This is a genomic window from Arthrobacter sp. Y3221157 (genome assembly GCF_059089865.1).
Genome location: NZ_JBNHFD010000009.1, coordinates 41,502 through 55,822 on the forward strand (window position 1 = coordinate 41,502; position 14,321 = coordinate 55,822).

General features: G+C 66.5%; 15 protein-coding genes and 1 pseudogene. 7 read left to right on the forward strand and 9 right to left on the reverse strand.

Going from position 1 to position 14,321, the window contains the following annotated elements; translation table 11 throughout:
• Positions 1–49: 49 nt before the first annotated feature.
• The 3 genes from AC5RTT_RS04800 (at position 50) to AC5RTT_RS04810 (ending at position 1,566) form a co-directional block, all read left to right on the forward strand.
• Positions 50–253: a cold-shock protein gene (locus AC5RTT_RS04800; protein WP_013599688.1), complete on the forward strand. Its 204-nt coding sequence runs from the start codon at positions 50–52 to the stop codon at positions 251–253.
• A gap of 136 nt (positions 254–389) precedes the next feature.
• On the forward strand, positions 390–725 hold the full coding sequence (locus tag AC5RTT_RS04805) for a hypothetical protein (protein WP_494144236.1): 336 nt from the start codon (positions 390–392) through the stop codon (positions 723–725).
• Positions 726–780: 55 nt separating this feature from the next.
• A complete protein-coding gene (locus AC5RTT_RS04810; protein WP_494144237.1) occupies positions 781–1,566 on the forward strand; it encodes a MerR family transcriptional regulator in 786 nt (261 codons plus the stop codon).
• A gap of 74 nt (positions 1,567–1,640) precedes the next feature.
• Here the strand turns inward: AC5RTT_RS04810 and AC5RTT_RS04815 are convergent, their stop codons facing one another.
• Positions 1,641–2,618 (reverse strand): SDR family oxidoreductase, encoded by a 978-nt coding sequence (locus AC5RTT_RS04815; protein ID WP_494144238.1) that lies wholly within the window; start codon positions 2,616–2,618, stop codon positions 1,641–1,643.
• Between the two features lie 124 nt (positions 2,619–2,742).
• Positions 2,743–3,927 (reverse strand): acyl-CoA dehydrogenase family protein, encoded by a 1,185-nt coding sequence (locus tag AC5RTT_RS04820; RefSeq protein ID WP_494144239.1) that lies wholly within the window; start codon positions 3,925–3,927, stop codon positions 2,743–2,745.
• A gap of 68 nt (positions 3,928–3,995) precedes the next feature.
• Here AC5RTT_RS04820 and AC5RTT_RS04825 point away from each other — a divergent pair, with 68 nt between their 5' ends.
• Positions 3,996–4,502, forward strand: coding sequence for a MarR family winged helix-turn-helix transcriptional regulator (locus tag AC5RTT_RS04825; RefSeq protein ID WP_494144240.1), 507 nt, complete (start codon positions 3,996–3,998; stop codon positions 4,500–4,502).
• An 18-nt stretch (positions 4,503–4,520) separates the two neighbouring features.
• Here AC5RTT_RS04825 and AC5RTT_RS04830 read toward each other — a convergent pair whose 3' ends face one another.
• Both AC5RTT_RS04830 and AC5RTT_RS04835 read right to left on the reverse strand, forming a co-directional pair.
• Complete coding sequence (locus AC5RTT_RS04830) at positions 4,521–5,180, reverse strand: DedA family protein (RefSeq protein ID WP_494144241.1); 660 nt, start codon at positions 5,178–5,180, stop codon at positions 4,521–4,523.
• A 72-nt stretch (positions 5,181–5,252) separates the two neighbouring features.
• A complete protein-coding gene (locus AC5RTT_RS04835; RefSeq protein ID WP_494144242.1) occupies positions 5,253–5,837 on the reverse strand; it encodes a helix-turn-helix domain-containing protein in 585 nt (194 codons plus the stop codon).
• Between the two features lie 155 nt (positions 5,838–5,992).
• Here AC5RTT_RS04835 and AC5RTT_RS04840 point away from each other — a divergent pair.
• Positions 5,993–6,894 (forward strand): annotated as a pseudogene (locus tag AC5RTT_RS04840) (NAD(P)/FAD-dependent oxidoreductase).
• On the opposite strand, the gene AC5RTT_RS04845 reads toward AC5RTT_RS04840, so the two are convergent.
• From AC5RTT_RS04845 to AC5RTT_RS04860, 4 genes are read right to left on the reverse strand one after another with little or no spacing between them, the layout of a single operon-like run.
• Positions 6,881–7,657 carry an enoyl-CoA hydratase gene (locus tag AC5RTT_RS04845; RefSeq protein WP_494144243.1) on the reverse strand — a complete coding sequence of 259 codons (777 nt, stop codon included), beginning with the start codon at positions 7,655–7,657 and terminating at the stop codon, positions 6,881–6,883. The pseudogene AC5RTT_RS04840 and the gene AC5RTT_RS04845 sit on opposite strands and share 14 nt — an antisense overlap.
• Positions 7,654–8,670 carry a 3-hydroxyisobutyrate dehydrogenase gene (mmsB, locus tag AC5RTT_RS04850; RefSeq protein ID WP_494144244.1) on the reverse strand — a complete coding sequence of 339 codons (1,017 nt, stop codon included), beginning with the start codon at positions 8,668–8,670 and terminating at the stop codon, positions 7,654–7,656. The genes AC5RTT_RS04845 and mmsB overlap by 4 nt, the downstream gene beginning before the upstream one ends.
• Positions 8,663–9,778, reverse strand: coding sequence for an enoyl-CoA hydratase/isomerase family protein (locus AC5RTT_RS04855; RefSeq protein ID WP_494144245.1), 1,116 nt, complete (start codon positions 9,776–9,778; stop codon positions 8,663–8,665). The genes mmsB and AC5RTT_RS04855 overlap by 8 nt, the downstream gene beginning before the upstream one ends.
• A complete protein-coding gene (locus AC5RTT_RS04860; RefSeq protein WP_494144246.1) occupies positions 9,778–11,277 on the reverse strand; it encodes a CoA-acylating methylmalonate-semialdehyde dehydrogenase in 1,500 nt (499 codons plus the stop codon). Before AC5RTT_RS04860 ends, AC5RTT_RS04855 begins: the two co-directional genes overlap by 1 nt.
• A 171-nt stretch (positions 11,278–11,448) precedes the next feature.
• On the opposite strand from AC5RTT_RS04860, the gene AC5RTT_RS04865 reads away from it, so the two are divergent.
• On the forward strand, positions 11,449–12,255 hold the full coding sequence (locus AC5RTT_RS04865) for an exodeoxyribonuclease III (protein ID WP_494010904.1): 807 nt from the start codon (positions 11,449–11,451) through the stop codon (positions 12,253–12,255).
• 34 nt (positions 12,256–12,289) lie between these two features.
• Positions 12,290–13,174, forward strand: coding sequence for a DUF8083 family protein (locus AC5RTT_RS04870; protein WP_494010905.1), 885 nt, complete (start codon positions 12,290–12,292; stop codon positions 13,172–13,174).
• A 43-nt stretch (positions 13,175–13,217) separates the two neighbouring features.
• On the opposite strand, the gene AC5RTT_RS04875 is transcribed toward AC5RTT_RS04870, so the two are convergent.
• Positions 13,218–14,285, reverse strand: coding sequence for a LacI family DNA-binding transcriptional regulator (locus AC5RTT_RS04875; RefSeq protein ID WP_494144247.1), 1,068 nt, complete (start codon positions 14,283–14,285; stop codon positions 13,218–13,220).
• Positions 14,286–14,321: the final 36 nt, after the last annotated feature.

The following is a 14,321-nucleotide window of genomic DNA, read 5'->3' on the forward strand; positions in this document are numbered from 1 at the left end:
CGGGCTGATGCCCGGGGAGAGAATCAGAGTCACATGAAGGAATGCAGCCATGGCAACAGGCACAGTTAAATGGTTCAACGCCGAAAAGGGTTTTGGCTTCATTGCCCCCGATGACGGGTCCGCTGACGTTTTCGCCCACTACTCGGCAATCGCCAGCAGCGGTTACCGCTCTCTGGACGAGAACCAGAAGGTCGAATTCGATGTGACCCAGGGCCCCAAGGGCCCGCAGGCAGAGAACATCCGCCCCCTCTAAGGCTTGGGCAACTTCCGGCGCCTGCACCGGAAGTACCCGTCCAGCGGCCCCTCCAGCGAAAGCTGGAGGGGCCGCTGTTTTTGTGAGGCTTCCCGGCCCGGCCCCTCCGGGAACCCCTTTTTGGGATAATTGGAGCATGGCCGCAGAAGCGCAGGACAAGGATCCCTGGGAAGAATTTGATGCCCTGGGACCTGCCGCGCCGGACCGTGTTCCCGGATACCCCGGCGGTGAACCGCACGGTTTCGGGTTCCGCACGGGAGTGCGCAGCGCCCGGGTTGCTGTCGGCTTCGCAACGTACACCCTGGCGTTGGGCACGGTCCTGGCGCTGACCGGCTGCATTGTTTTTGTTGCCCGGGAGCAGTGGTTGCTGGTGTGCCTGATGCTCCTGATCGAAGCTATCTTCATCCTCGCTTTCCGCCGCCTGGTGGCCCAGGCCCGCACCCGGTCACCCCGGAACCGCCGCGCCCGCTGAACCTGGCCCGCCCGCCCCTTGACCTTGACGCTGCGTCAACCCCTACGCTCGGACCATGGAAGAAACCACGGCGGAAGCAGCGAAGGACTGGTCCATCCAGGACGTCGCCAGGATGGCCGGCACCACCAGCCGCACCCTTCGGCACTATGACGACATCGGGCTGCTCAAGCCCAGCCGGGTGGGCAGCAACGGCTACCGCCACTACGACGGCGCCGCCCTCCTGCAACTGCAGCGGATCCTGCTCCTTCGCGGACTGGGCCTGGGGCTGCCCGCCATAGCGGAGGTCTTCCAGCAGCAGACGGACGCCGTAAAGGCGTTGACCCGCCACCTGGAGTGGCTGCGGCAGGAGCAGGACCGGCTGTCCCGCCAGATCGCGTCCGTCCGGCAAACAATCGAAACGGTTAGAGGAGGAGGAGAACTCATGGCAGAAGAAATGTTCGACGGCTTCGACCACACACAGTACAAGGACGAGGTTGAGGAGCGGTGGGGCAAGGACGCCTATGCGAAAGGGGACTCGTGGTGGCGGGGCATGGACGAAGCGGAGAAGAGGGAGTGGAAGTCACGCTCTGAACGGCTGGGGAAGGACTGGCTGGCCGCGGCCGGATCAGGTGTCCGTCCGGGCAGCCCCGAAGCCCAGGATCTTGCCCGTCGCCACGTTGAATGGCTGATGTCCATTCCTGGCACCCCGGCCGCGGAAAGCGGCGGAGACGTCAAAGGCTACGTCACCGGGCTCGCGGACATGTACGTTGCGGACGCCCGGTTTGCGGCCAACTACGGCGGAGAGGCCGGCGCCGGCTTCGTGCGGGACGCCCTGCACGCCTACGCGGACAAGAACCTTTAACAGGGTTTGCTCCCCTTTCGGGAATCGCGGCCGTGAGGCCGGGTCAGGTTCCCGGAGCACCCGTCCGGGGACCGTCATCCCCGCAGCCTGCCTGCGGCCATCACGGCGCCAGCCACTGCCGCCGCGGTGAAGAACCTGCGCCGGGCCGTCCTACTCCGGCCATGCCAGCCGCCGGTCACGGAGCCTTTCCTGATTGATTCCGAAGTACGGTGCAGGTTTCCCGGGGTGACAGAGGCGGACTTGCCGCGGGGCAGCTGCTTTTTGTCCACCTGGCGGGCGATGGACGCTTCCACCAGTTTCGGCGTGACCTTGTGCTGCAGGACCAGCAGGCGTGCCACGGGACCTCCCGCCACGGTTTCGCGGCGGGGGTGCTCGATGACGTTGACGATTGCCCTGGCCACGCGTTCCGGCGTGTAGACCGGGGGCAGGGGACGTGGGCGCCGGCCGGTGTAGTTGGCAGCGTGCTGGTAGAACGGGGTGTCGATGGTGGCTGGCAGGACTGTGCACACGTGCACCCCGGACAGTCCTTCAAGTGCCAGTTCCGAGCGCAGGCTGACACTAAGGGACCGGACCGCCGCCTTGGTGACGGAATACGCTGCGGAGTAGGGCAACGGGGTTTCGCCAACAACTGAAGCAACATTGACCAGTACCCCCGAACCCTGGGCAGCCTGCCGGGCCAGGGCAGCGCGCGCACCATTCACGTAGCCGGAAATATTCACGTCAAGGACACGCTGGAAATCCGCGGCCGGAATGTCAAGGAGCCGGCCGAATGCGCCCACTGCTGCGTTGTTGACCCATACGTCGAGGCGTCCGAACTCCGCCACGGCACGGGCGGCCAGGTTGTCCACCGCTGCCGGATCCGTCACGTCGGTGGCTACGGCAATGGCTTTCGCCCCGCGTTTCCTGCATTCCCGGGCCACCGCCTCTAGGGCTTTGGTACCGCGCGAGGCCAGGACCAGGCAGGCGCCTTTGGATGCGCAGCGAAGCGCTGTGGCCCGGCCAATGCCGCTCGACGCACCGGTGATCACAATGACGGAGTTCTTGACGCGCATCGGGCTTCCCTTCCCGCATCCCCAGGGGAGCAGACCAACAGTAAGTAGGCTTACCTCTTCGATGCTAGCGAGGGCGTTGGCCTGGGACAACGCCCGCTGGTCGCCACGCAGGCACAGGCGGGGCTTAGGTGAAGGCGGAAATGCCGGTGACGGCCCGCCCCACCAGCAGTGAATTGATCTCGTAACTGCCTTCGTAGGTGTAGAGGATCTCGGCATCACCGAACAGCTTGGCCATGCCGTAGTCACCGCTGATGCCGTTGCCGCCCAGCAGCGACCGTCCCATCGCAACTGTTGCCCGGGCCAGCCGCGTGGTGGTGGCCTTGGCCATGGCAGCCTGCGCCATCTCCAGCCGGCCTTCCTCCTGGAGCCGCGCCAGCTGAACCATCAATGCCAGGGATGCCGAAGCGTTGCCCAGGATGTCAGCGAGTTGCTGCTGGATTAGCTGGAATCCCGCGAGGGGACGGCCGAACTGGTGCCGGCCCAGCGCATAGTCCCGGGCAACGTCGAACGCGGCGAACTGGATGCCGGCGGCCTGCCAGCCCACCCACGCCCGGGAATCCCGGAGGAGTCCTTGGGCGGCTGCAAAGTGGGCGGCCCCGGGGAGCAGGTTGCCGGCCGGGATCCGGACATCCTCCAGCGTGATGTCCGCGTTCTGCATGATGCGCAGTCCAATTTTGTTGGCAATTTTGGTAGCAGTGAAACCGGGACGGCCGGTCTCCACGATGAAGCCCTTGATCTCCTGGTCGGCCTGGTCCCGCGCCCAGACGAGGGCAAAATCGGCGATGGTCCCGGCGCCGATCCAGCGCTTGACCCCATTGAGGACCCACTCGCCGCCCTCGAGCGTGGCGGAGGTTTCCAGACCCCGGGAGATGTCCGAACCGTGGCCGGGCTCGGTCAGGGCGAAGGCCCCCAGTGCGGTGAAGCCCCTGAGCCCGGGCAGCCAGCGGCTCTTCTGCTCCTCGGAGCCCAGTTGGCTGATCATGCCCACGATCAGCTCATTGTGGATGCCGGCAACCGCCGAGAGGGAGACGTCGGCGCGGGCCAGCTCCGCGTACATCAGCCCTTTGAACAGGGCGGAGCTGCCATCCACCTGCAGGGCCCCCAGTCCGTGGCCGGCCATGTCCTGCAGCAGGCCGAACGGAAACTCCTCGCGGTTCCAGTAGCCGAGGGATGCCGGCCGGACGGATGCCTGCAGAAATTCCCGGGTCCGCGCATAACGTTGCCGTTCTGCAGGCGGGAGGAGTTCCACAACATGGAGCAGGTCCGCGTCCGGAAAGGGCGGCCTGCCGCCATGCTCCTGGGGCTGCACGGAATTCCTCCCTCGCCAAACCGTTGGATGTCCTAGTATATTCACAGGATTTTCCGGAAAGGGGCTGTATGGGCACGCATTTGCCACGCGATCCCATTGCCGAGGCCCGGCGCAACTGGGAGGAGCACGGGTGGGCAGAAGTTGCGGCGCCCATGGCAGCCATCACCGCCGTTATGCGGACGCAGCAGATCCTTCTTGCAAGAATCGAGGCCACCCTTAAGCCGTTCGGCCTCACGTTTGCCCGCTATGAGCTCCTGGCACTGCTGAGTTTTACGCGGAAGGGATCCCTGCCCATGAAGAAGGCGAGCGCCCTGCTCCAGGTCCATCCGACGTCGGTCACCAACGCCGTGGACCGGCTCGAACGCGCCGGGCTGGTGGCCCGCTCCCCCCACCCGACGGATGGCCGCACCACGCTGATCGCCCTCACCGGCGAGGGGCGCAGCCTGGCAAAACGTTCCACGGCGGCGTTGAACAGTGAGGTGTTCAGTGATCCCGGATTCAGCCCCGCGGACGTGGACCTCCTGATCCGGATCCTGGGTGACTTCCGCAGGAATGCGGGCGACTTCGCGGACTGAATGCGGGGGAGCAGCCGGTCAGCGGTTCGCCTTGGCCCGCTTCACCCTCCGGACAGCCAGCAGGACCACAGTGACGGCCAGTGCCGCATACACCGCGTAGTTGAGGAACCGGGAGTACTGCTCGATGAGCCGGTACTGGGTGCCCAGGGCGTACCCCAGTCCGATCAGGGCACCGTTCCACAGCCCGCTTCCGGCGAGCGTGTAGAGGCTGAAGGTTCCCAGTGGCATGGCGGAGGCCCCGGCCGGCAACGAAATGAGGCTGCGGACACCGGGAAGGAGCCGGCCGAAGAAGATGGAAGACCGGCCATGGCGGCGGAACCATTCAGCCGCATGCTCGAAATCCTCCCGGTCCACCAGGGGAAGTTTGGACAGCCCGCGGATCGAGCGTTCCAGCCCAAGCTTCGCACCCAGCCAATAGAGCAACAGCGCACCGGCGTAGGCGCCAAACAGGCTGGTGGCAAAGACGAGGAACAGATTGAGGGCCCCCTGCTTGGCAAGGTAGCCCGCCAGCGGAAGGATCACCTCGCTCGGGATGGGTGGCAGTACCGTTTCGGCGAGGGTGAAGGCTCCTACACCCCATTCCCCCAGCCTGTCGATTGCCTGCACAGCAACGCCAACAAGGCCGCCAAGTCCGTCCGCCGTACCCGCCGCCGGTACCCGCATCTGCTTCTCCCCCATTTCCGCTGCAAACTTCCTGCGGTCCTGTCTACTTTACGGGGCTGGGGGAAACCTGACAGCCCGGCGAACCCCCTATCTCTTGGAGGCGGGCTTTGCCCTCACGTGCATCCGTTCGCCCTGCGTGCCGAACAGGCTGAGGAACTCCACCGCCCCGCCATCAGCCCTGCCGAACCAGTGGGGGATGCGGGTATCGAACTCCGCCGCCTCGCCTGGCCCCAGGACCAGGTCCTGGCTGCCCAGCACCATGCGCAGTTTTCCGTTCAGGACATACAGCCACTCGTAGCCTTCGTGCACCTGCGGACTGGGTTCCTCCAGCCGTCCGGCCGGCAGGATGTGCTTGTAGGCCTGGATACCGCCCGGTTTCCGGGTCAGCGGAATGATGGTCATCCCCCGTGCTTCGATGGGGCGAAGGTGCACACGCGGATCGCCCGTCGCCGGCGCTCCCACCAGTTCATCAAGCGGCACGTGGTACGCCTTGGCCAGGGGCAGGAGCAGTTCGAGGTTGGGGCGCCGCTGGCCGGCTTCGAGCCGGGACAACGTGCTGACCGAGATTCCGGTGGCCTCCGCCAGCGCCGTCAGCGTGACGTCCCGGCTGACCCGGAGGGCCTTCAACCGCGGGCCCACGGCCGCCAGGACGTCGTCGAGGTTTTCATCCATCCGCCCATTTTGCCATAACGGCAAAGTTGTTTGCGGAAGTCAGCGCGTGATCGGACCATGGACGCATGACTGAAAACACGCATTCAAGCTCCCATGATCCCTTCTATGACGTCATTATCGTCGGCGGCGGTGCCGCAGGCCTCAGTGCAGCCCAGATGCTGGGCCGCAGCCGCCGGTCCGTGGCCGTGGTGGACAGCGGCGATCCGCGCAACGCCCCCGCGCACGGCGTTCACGGCTTCTTCTCCCGTGACGGGATCAGCCCCACAGCCCTGCTGGCCGCCGGACGCGCCGAGGTGGAGGGCTACGGCGGGGTGATTCTCCGCGGAGAGGCAATTGCCGCCACCGGCGACGTGCGGCAGGGCTTTGGGATAAAGCTCGACGACGGGAGGCAGATCCGCGGCCGGCGGCTCCTGGTTGCCACCGGCCTGGTGGACGAACTGCCGGAGTTCCCGGCTTGCGGGAGCGGTGGGGCAAGGACGTGCTGCACTGCCCGTTCTGCCACGGCTGGGAGGTGCAGGACCAGGCGATCGGCGTCCTGGGCAACGGGCCGTGGTCCGTGCACCAGGCCCTGCTGTTCCGGCAGTGGAGCAGCAACATCACCCTGTTCCTCAACGAGCGCATCATCCCTTCGGAACCGGAACTCGAACAACTGGCAGCGCGGGGCGTCAGGGTGGTTGCCGGCGCCGTGGAAACCCTCCGGGTGGAAGGCGACGCCCTGCGCGGGGTGGCACTGGCAGGCGGCCCGGAGGTTGCCCTTGACGCCCTGGTGGTGGGTGCACGGACCTCTGCCCGGGTCCAGGCATTTACCGGCCGTTGCCTGTCCCCGTCACCGCACACCATGGGAATCGGCGACTACCTTGAGACGGCTGCCGACGGTGCCACCGCAGTTCCCGGCGTCTGGGCCGCGGGCAACGTCACGGACATGAAGGCGCAGGTGCTGGCGTCGGCCGCATCAGCCGCATGGACCGCCGTCGCCATCAACAACCATCTGATGGCGGAGGAAATGGAACGGGACCTCGCCACCTACCGGGAGTCGCAGGCCCTTACCGGTGTTTGAAATCCGGCTGGCGCTTCTCCGTGAACGCCGCCATGCCTTCCTTCTGGTCCTCGGTGGCAAACAGGGAGTGGAAGAGCCGGCGCTCGAACAGGACGCCCTGCGCGAGCCCGGTTTCGAAGGCGGCGTTCACGGCTTCCTTAGCCGCCATGGCCACCGGCTTGGACTTGGATGCGATGACCTCCGCGGCTTTGAGGGATTCCGCCACCACGTCCTCGGCGGGGACAACCCGGGACACCAGGCCGCTGCGTTCGGCCTCTTCGGCACCGATGAACCTGCCCGTCAGGATCAGGTCCATGGCTTTGGCCTTGCCCACGGCACGGGTCAGGCGCTGCGACCCGCCCATCCCGGGCAGCACCCCCAGGTTGATCTCGGGCTGGCCGAACTTGGCGTTGTCGCCGGCGATGATGAGATCGCACATCATGGCCAGCTCGCAGCCGCCGCCCAGGGCGAAACCCGATACGGCGGCGATGGTGGGGATGCGCAGGCGGGTGAGGTCCTCCCATCCGCGGAACCAGTCGGCCGCGTACATGTCCATGTAGCCCTGGGCCGCCATCTCCTTGATGTCGGCTCCGGCGGCGAAGGCCTTGCCCGATCCGGTAATCACCACGGCCCCCACTCCGGGGTCTGAATCCATCGCTGTGACGGCGGCGACCAATTCCTCCATGGTGGCCTTGTTCAGCGCATTCAGCGCCTGCGGCCGGTTGAGGGTGACCAGCCCCACCCGCCCCTGCTGCTCCACCAGGATGTTGGCGTACTCCGTCATTCAGGACTCCCGTCGTCATGCTCTGTTGGTGCCTTTTTCATTGCTGTGCCGGACTCGGCGGTGTTTGGTGGCGCAGCCGCGCCTGGTGCCGCCGGTGCTCCGGCGACGGATTTTGCCCGGATGTCGGTGATGATCGCCGAGAAGTCCCGGCCGGCACCGCCTTCCGCGGCAAAAGTATCGTAGATCTCGGCTGCCAGCTGCCCCATCCGCCCGGTGACGCCGGTGCTGCGCAGGGCGTTGGCGGCAAGGTTGAGGTCCTTGGCCATCAGCGCGCCGGCGAACCCGGGCTGGTAGTCGCGGTTGGCCGGACTGGTGGGGACAGGGCCGGGGACGGGGCAGTTCGTGGTCAATGCCCAGCATTGCCCGGAGGCTGCCGATGCAACGTCGAAGAGCGCCTGGTGGCTGAGTCCCAGCTTCTCCCCCAGGACGAAGGCCTCGCTGACGGCGATCATCGAAACGCCAAGGATGAGGTTGTTGCAGACCTTGGCCGCCTGGCCGGCGCCGTGGGCACCGCAATGCACCACCCGTTTGCCCATCACCTCCAACAGGGGCCGGACAGCCTCGAAGTCCGCCTCCTCCGCGCCCACCATGAAGGTGAGGGTTCCCGCCTCGGCTCCCACCACGCCACCGGAAACGGGGGCATCAACGGAGCGGTGCCCTGCCTCGACTGCCAGCCGGGCCGCCTCGCGTGCCTCGTCAACGTTGATGGTTGAGCAGTCCAGGAACATGGTCTCCGGGGCAGCCGCCGCCAGCAGGCCGGGCCTGTCACCGGTCCCGCGGTATGCGTCGAGCACCTGCTGGCCGCTCTGGAACATGGTCAGCACCACGTCGGCACCGGCGAGCGTCTCGGTGGCGCCGGCTGCCACCGGAATCTGCCTGGCGCGGGCGGCCTCCAGCGCGGCAGGCACCACGTCGTAGCCGGCCACGGCATGCCCTGCCGTGACCAGGTTCGCAGCCATGGGAATGCCCATGTGTCCCAGGCCCAGGAACGCCACGGTGTACTTGTCAGGCATGGTCCGTCTCCTTTAACTTCAGGTCTGCCGCTGTGCCCTTGTCCAACGCTGTGCCAAAGTCCAGTTCCCCGCCGTCCAGCGGCTGGAAGAAACGGGCCACATGCTCCGGGAGTACCTCGCCGAGTGTGGGCGGCTGCCAGCGCGGAGTACGGTCTTTGTCCACCACCTGGGCGCGGATGCCCTCCCGGAAGTCAGGGCCGGAGAGGAAGCGCAGGCCCACGCGGTATTCCTCGGCGAGGGCCTCATCCAGCGTCAGGCCCCGGGCCCGGCGCACCGATTCCAGCGTCACCTTGACCGAAGTTGGCGATTTTGCCTCAATCGCATCCGCGGCCTGCTTGGCCTCCGCTGACCCGTGGCCCTGCCAGGTACGGAGCCGGCTGACAATGTCCCCGGCATCCGGTTCCGCATAGCAGGCGTCAATCCACTCCCGCTGGCCCGCCAGGGCGGAGGGCGGGGCGTCCCCGGCCCAGCGTCCGACGGCGGCTACCGGGCTCTCGCTTTCGAGCGACGCCACCAGGTGGGGCAAACGGGTGGACGGGACGTAATGGTCGGCAAGGCCCAGGTACAGGGCGTCCGGTCCGTCCAGGTGCGCTCCTGTCAACGCCGCGTGGGTTCCCGTCTCCCCCGGCGCGCGGGCGAGCAGGAAAGTCCCGCCGACGTCGGGGGCGAAGCCAATGGTGGTTTCCGGCATCCCTGTCCTGGTCCGCTCGGTGACCACGCGGACGGAGCCGTGGGCGGAAATGCCCACCCCGCCGCCAAGGACCAGGCCGTCCATGAGGGCCACGTACGGTTTGGGGTATCGCGCTATCAGGGAGTTCATCCGGTACTCGGCCTGCCAGAAGTCCGCGGTCCGCTTGCCGCCGTGCGGGATGTCCTCATAGATGGCCACGATGTCCCCGCCTGCGCAGAGGCCCCGCTCTCCGGCGCCCTGGACCAGGACGGTGGCCACGCCGTCGTCGCCCGCCCACGCAGTGAGCTGATGCAGGATCATGCCCACCATGCCGGCGGTGAGTGCGTTGACTGCCCGCGGTCTGTTCAGGGTGATCACCGCCAGCGGGCCCCGCCGCTCGAACAGCACCTCCGGTCCGTCTGGCGCACGTTCCGTCATCAGCTTCCTTCCGGCATGATGAAGCTGGATCCCTGCCGGATGCCGGAGGGCCAGCGTGTGGTGACGGTCTTTGTCTTGGTGTAGAACCGGAAGGCGTCCGCGCCGTGCTGGTTCAGGTCGCCGAAGCCGGACGCCTTCCAGCCGCCGAAGGTGTAGTAGGCCAGTGGCACGGGGATGGGGACATTGATGCCCACCATGCCGACGTCCACGCGGGTGGCGAAGTCCCGGGCAGCGTCACCGTCGCGGGTGAAGATGGCGACGCCATTGCCGTACGGGTTGTCAGTGCAGAGCCGCAGCGCTTCCTCGTAGCCGGACGCGCGGACCACGCTCAGGACCGGCCCGAAAATCTCTTCGCGGTACACCGCCATATCCGGACTGACATGGTCGAAGAGCGTGGGGCCCACCCAAAAGCCGTCCTCGTAGCCTTCCACAGTGAATCCGCGGCCGTCGGCCAGGAGGGTGGCGCCCTCGTCCACGCCCGCCCCGATGTAGCCCTCGATGCGTTCCTTGGCAGCGGCTGACACCACGGGCCCGAAGTCCGAGTCCGGCGCCATGCTGGAGCCCACCCGGAGTTCCTTGACCCGTTCCTGCAGTTTTTCCACCAACCGGTCCGCGGTCTCCCGGCCTACCGGGACTGCCACGGAGATGGCCATGCAGCGTTCGCCGGCGGAGCCGTAACCGGAACCGATCAGTGCATCCGCGGCCTGGTCCAGGTCCGCATCCGGCATGACCACCATATGGTTTTTGGCTCCGCCGAAGCACTGGGCCCGTTTCCCGTGCGCGGCCGCCGTCGCGTAAATGTACCGGGCAATGGGGGTGGACCCAACAAAGCCGACCGCCTTAATCCGCGGGTCTTCAAGGATGGCATCCACGGCTTCCTTGTCCCCGTTGACCACGCTGAACACGCCGTCCGGAACGCCCGCCTCGCTGTAGAGTTCCGCCAGCCGGAGCGGTACCGAGGGGTCCCGCTCAGAGGGTTTGAGGATGAAGGCGTTCCCCGCCGCCAGGGCCGGGCCGGACTTCCACAGGGGGATCATGGCCGGGAAGTTGAACGGCGTAATGCCGGCCACGACGCCGAGCGGCTGGCGGAGCGAATGGATGTCGATCCCGGCCCCGGCGTCACTGGAAAACTCGCCCTTGACCAGGTGGGGAGCGCCGGCGGCAAACTCCACCACTTCCAGGCCGCGCTGGATATCCCCCTTGGAGTCGGCAAGGGTTTTGCCATGCTCCGCGGACAGCAGCCGCGCCAGCTCGTCCATCTGCGAGTTCACCAGGTCCACGAACTTCAGGAGGATCCTGGCCCGCCGCTGGGGGTTCATGGCCGACCATCCAGGCTGCGCCTTCCCGGCGGCGGCTATGGCGTCCTGCACCTCATCCCGGCCCGCCAGCGGAACCCGGGCCTGGACGCGGCCAGTGCAGGGGTCGAAGACATCCCCGAACCGTCCGGACCTACCCTCCGCATGCCGGCCTCCGACGTAATGGGACAGCTCGCGCACCATGGCTGATGCTCCTTCGCAGTGTTCCGGTTTTTGTGGCCCAGGTCATCTCTGGTTGCGAATATACTCGGACTTCCAACTAAGTTCCATTAGCCGGATACCCCGCCCGCGGGAACTTCGGAACGCCCCGCCCTGCTTTACCTGCTGCAGTGCAGCCACGGTAAGTTAGGAACTGTGAAGATAGCTACCTGGAATGTAAATTCGCTCCGTGCCCGCGCAGACCGCGTCGAAGCCTGGCTTCAGCGCAGCGACTGCGACGTCCTGGCTATCCAGGAGACGAAGTGCAAGGACGATAACTTCCCGTGGGAACTGTTTGAGCGGATGGGCTACGAGGTGGCCCACTTCGGTGTGAACCAGTGGAACGGCGTGGCGATCGCCTCCCGGGTGGGTCTGGAGGACGTCGAACGGACCTTCCTTGACCAGCCCTCGTTCGGCAAGGCCGGAAAGGACCCCGTGCAGGAGGCCCGGGCCATGGCCGCCACCTGCGCCGGCATCCGGATCTGGAGCCTGTACGTTCCCAATGGCCGGTCGCTGGATGACGAGCACATGCCCTACAAACTTAAATGGCTGGAGAGCCTCAAGACGCACGCCCAGGGCCTGGTCGCCGAGAACCCGCAGGCTCAGGTGGCTTTGATGGGCGACTGGAACATCGCGCCGTTCGATGAGGACGTCTGGGACATCGACCTGTTCGTGAACAACCGCTACACCCATGTCAGCCCACCGGAGCGCGCCGCTTTCCACGCCTTCGAATCCGCCGGCTTCACCGATGTGGTGCGCCCCTACACTCCCGGCCCCGGTGTATACACCTACTGGGACTACACCCAGCTGCGCTTCCCCAAGCGGGAAGGCATGCGCATCGACTTCGTCCTCGCCTCCCCCGCGCTGGCCAGCCGGGTTACCGGTGCCTCCATTGACCGCGAGGAACGCAAGGGCAAGGGCGCTTCGGACCACGCCCCCGTGCTGGTGGAACTGGCGGACTGATGACGGCCACCTGGACCCAGATAAGGAGACCGCGATGACGGGAAACCTCTACCGGGGCCAGGCAGGCCTGCCTTTTTCCTCCACGCTGCGGGTCTACGAACCGCTGGACGCGTTCCCGGAAGAGCAACGCGCCGCCATCCAGGCGGCTGGTGCACGCACAGCCTCGCGTGCCGCCGTCGAAAACGCCGAACTGCTCGCCTCGCTGGGGCGCATCACCCGTTCAGGCGGGGACCCGTTTCCCACTGGACGGACCGACCTGGTGCGGGTCACCACGGCCCCCGCTCCCCAGGGCGGAGCGGCCGACGACGGCGCTGACGCCGAGCCGGTGCTGCTGTACTGTCCCAGCCAGCTGGTCCTCCGTGCAGGCCTGGCGGCCAACGCCCTGATGGAGGGAATCCACGGCCCGCTTGCGGAGCTGCTGATCCCCGAGGAACAGCGGGACAAGCACCAGGAACGGATCGACCAGGTCAAGGCCCGCGACGGTTCCATCCGGGTGCATACCCGGGCGTCAACCTGGGGGATCCCGTTCAGCTGGTTTTCGCTGTTCATGGAGTCGGACCACAAGGACGTGGTGGAGGCAGCCGGCCGGATCCTCACGGTCCGGGTGTGGGCATCGATCACCGACGCCCTGGAACGTGCCCGTTATGCGGTTGCCAACCTTGCCCTGGCGGCCCCGGACCTGGACATGCTGGACGACCTTGCCCAGCTCACCGAGTGGCTGGAGCAGTTCCATGTGGAATCGATGGTGGAGCTTGACTACGGTGCCGTGGCGGACAAGGTGTATCCGGACGATTCCCCCATGGACATCCGGTTGGGCATCGAATGCCTCGCGGAGGGTGACATGACCGGAGCTGCGGCAGCCTACCGGCGCCTGGCCTCCCGCTGGATCCCCATCCGGCAGTTGGCGCGCGCATCCTGACCTGCGTCACGTCGCAAGAAGGTCCCTTGTCAGGACGCCGGAATCATGCGGCGGAACGCTTGGCCGGGGGCGGCGCGGTAGTCCGCCGGACGATGAGTTCATGCGGTGCGACGGCGGACTGCACCGACCCCACCTCGCCGTCCAGTTCGTCAAGGAGCATCTTGGTGGCCAGCTCAGCCTGTTCGTCAGGCCGCTGCCCCACCGTGGTCAGCCCCATGGCGTCCGCAAAATCGTGGTTGTCGATCCCCACGACTGACAGTTCCTCCGGCACGCGGACGCCGATGCGTTGGGCCTCGAAGATGACACCCATGGCCATCTCGTCGGAGGCGCAGAAGATGGCTGTGGGTTTGGCACCGGGACGTGCCCACAGCCGGCGGAAGGCCTCCTGCCCGCTGCGGACCGTGAAGTCGCCCCATTCGTCCCACTCCGGGCGGGTGGGCAATCCGGCGGACGTCATAACATCCTTGAAGGCGAGGATCCGGACCCTGGGAACGTCGAAGTTCAGGTCCGTCTCGTCGTCGCCGTGGAGCAGTGCAATATCGCGGTGGCCCAGGTCGATCAGGTGCCGCACGGCTGTGGAGGCGGCGGCGTAGTCGTCAATGCCGATGTAGGCGCACTCCTCGACGTGTCCGCCCACCACCACCAGCGGAATGTCGATTTTCTGCAGGTGGTCCAGCTCTTCGTGGGTCAGCGCCATACAAAGGACCAGCAGGGCGTCAATCTGCTTATAGACCATGGTTTTGCTGAAGAGCCGCTCCCGGTTGCTGCCGTGGCCGCCGAGGTTGAACAGGGAGAGGTTGTATTGCCGGGCGTGGAGTTCCCGGTCCGCTCCCTCAATGGCTTTCGAAAAGAACCAGCGGCTGACGAACGGGGCCAGCACGCCAATGGTCTTGGTGCGGCCGGTGGCGAGCCCGGATGCGGAAGATGAGGCCACATAGCCCAGGTTGCCGGCTACCTCAAGGATTCGTTCGCGGGTAGCCGGCGACACGCGGGGCAGGCCACGGACGGCCCGGGACACTGTGGCAGTCGAGACACCGGCAGCTGCCGCAACGTCCTCGATGCTGACTCCCGTGTGGCCGCCCCTTTGGGATCTTTCTGTTGTGCGTGCCACCGTGTCCCCTCAATAACTCCATGCAGCCTGAAGCTG

Bases quoted from the DNA above. Each gene is read 5' to 3' on its own strand.
- AC5RTT_RS04800 (WP_013599688.1), top strand. From the start codon at position 50: ATGGCAACAGGCACAGTTAAATGGTTCAACGCCGAAAAGGGTTTTGGC.
- AC5RTT_RS04805 (WP_494144236.1), top strand. From the start codon at position 390: ATGGCCGCAGAAGCGCAGGACAAGGATCCCTGGGAAGAATTTGATGCC.
- AC5RTT_RS04810 (WP_494144237.1), top strand. From the start codon at position 781: ATGGAAGAAACCACGGCGGAAGCAGCGAAGGACTGGTCCATCCAGGAC.
- AC5RTT_RS04815 (WP_494144238.1), bottom strand. From the start codon at position 2,618: ATGCGCGTCAAGAACTCCGTCATTGTGATCACCGGTGCGTCGAGCGGC.
- AC5RTT_RS04825 (WP_494144240.1), top strand. From the start codon at position 3,996: ATGGGCACGCATTTGCCACGCGATCCCATTGCCGAGGCCCGGCGCAAC.
- AC5RTT_RS04830 (WP_494144241.1), bottom strand. From the start codon at position 5,180: ATGGGGGAGAAGCAGATGCGGGTACCGGCGGCGGGTACGGCGGACGGA.
- AC5RTT_RS04835 (WP_494144242.1), bottom strand. From the start codon at position 5,837: ATGGATGAAAACCTCGACGACGTCCTGGCGGCCGTGGGCCCGCGGTTG.
- AC5RTT_RS04845 (WP_494144243.1), bottom strand. From the start codon at position 7,657: ATGACGGAGTACGCCAACATCCTGGTGGAGCAGCAGGGGCGGGTGGGG.
- mmsB (WP_494144244.1), bottom strand. From the start codon at position 8,670: ATGCCTGACAAGTACACCGTGGCGTTCCTGGGCCTGGGACACATGGGC.
- AC5RTT_RS04855 (WP_494144245.1), bottom strand. From the start codon at position 9,778: ATGACGGAACGTGCGCCAGACGGACCGGAGGTGCTGTTCGAGCGGCGG.
- AC5RTT_RS04860 (WP_494144246.1), bottom strand. From the start codon at position 11,277: ATGGTGCGCGAGCTGTCCCATTACGTCGGAGGCCGGCATGCGGAGGGT.
- AC5RTT_RS04870 (WP_494010905.1), top strand. From the start codon at position 12,290: ATGACGGGAAACCTCTACCGGGGCCAGGCAGGCCTGCCTTTTTCCTCC.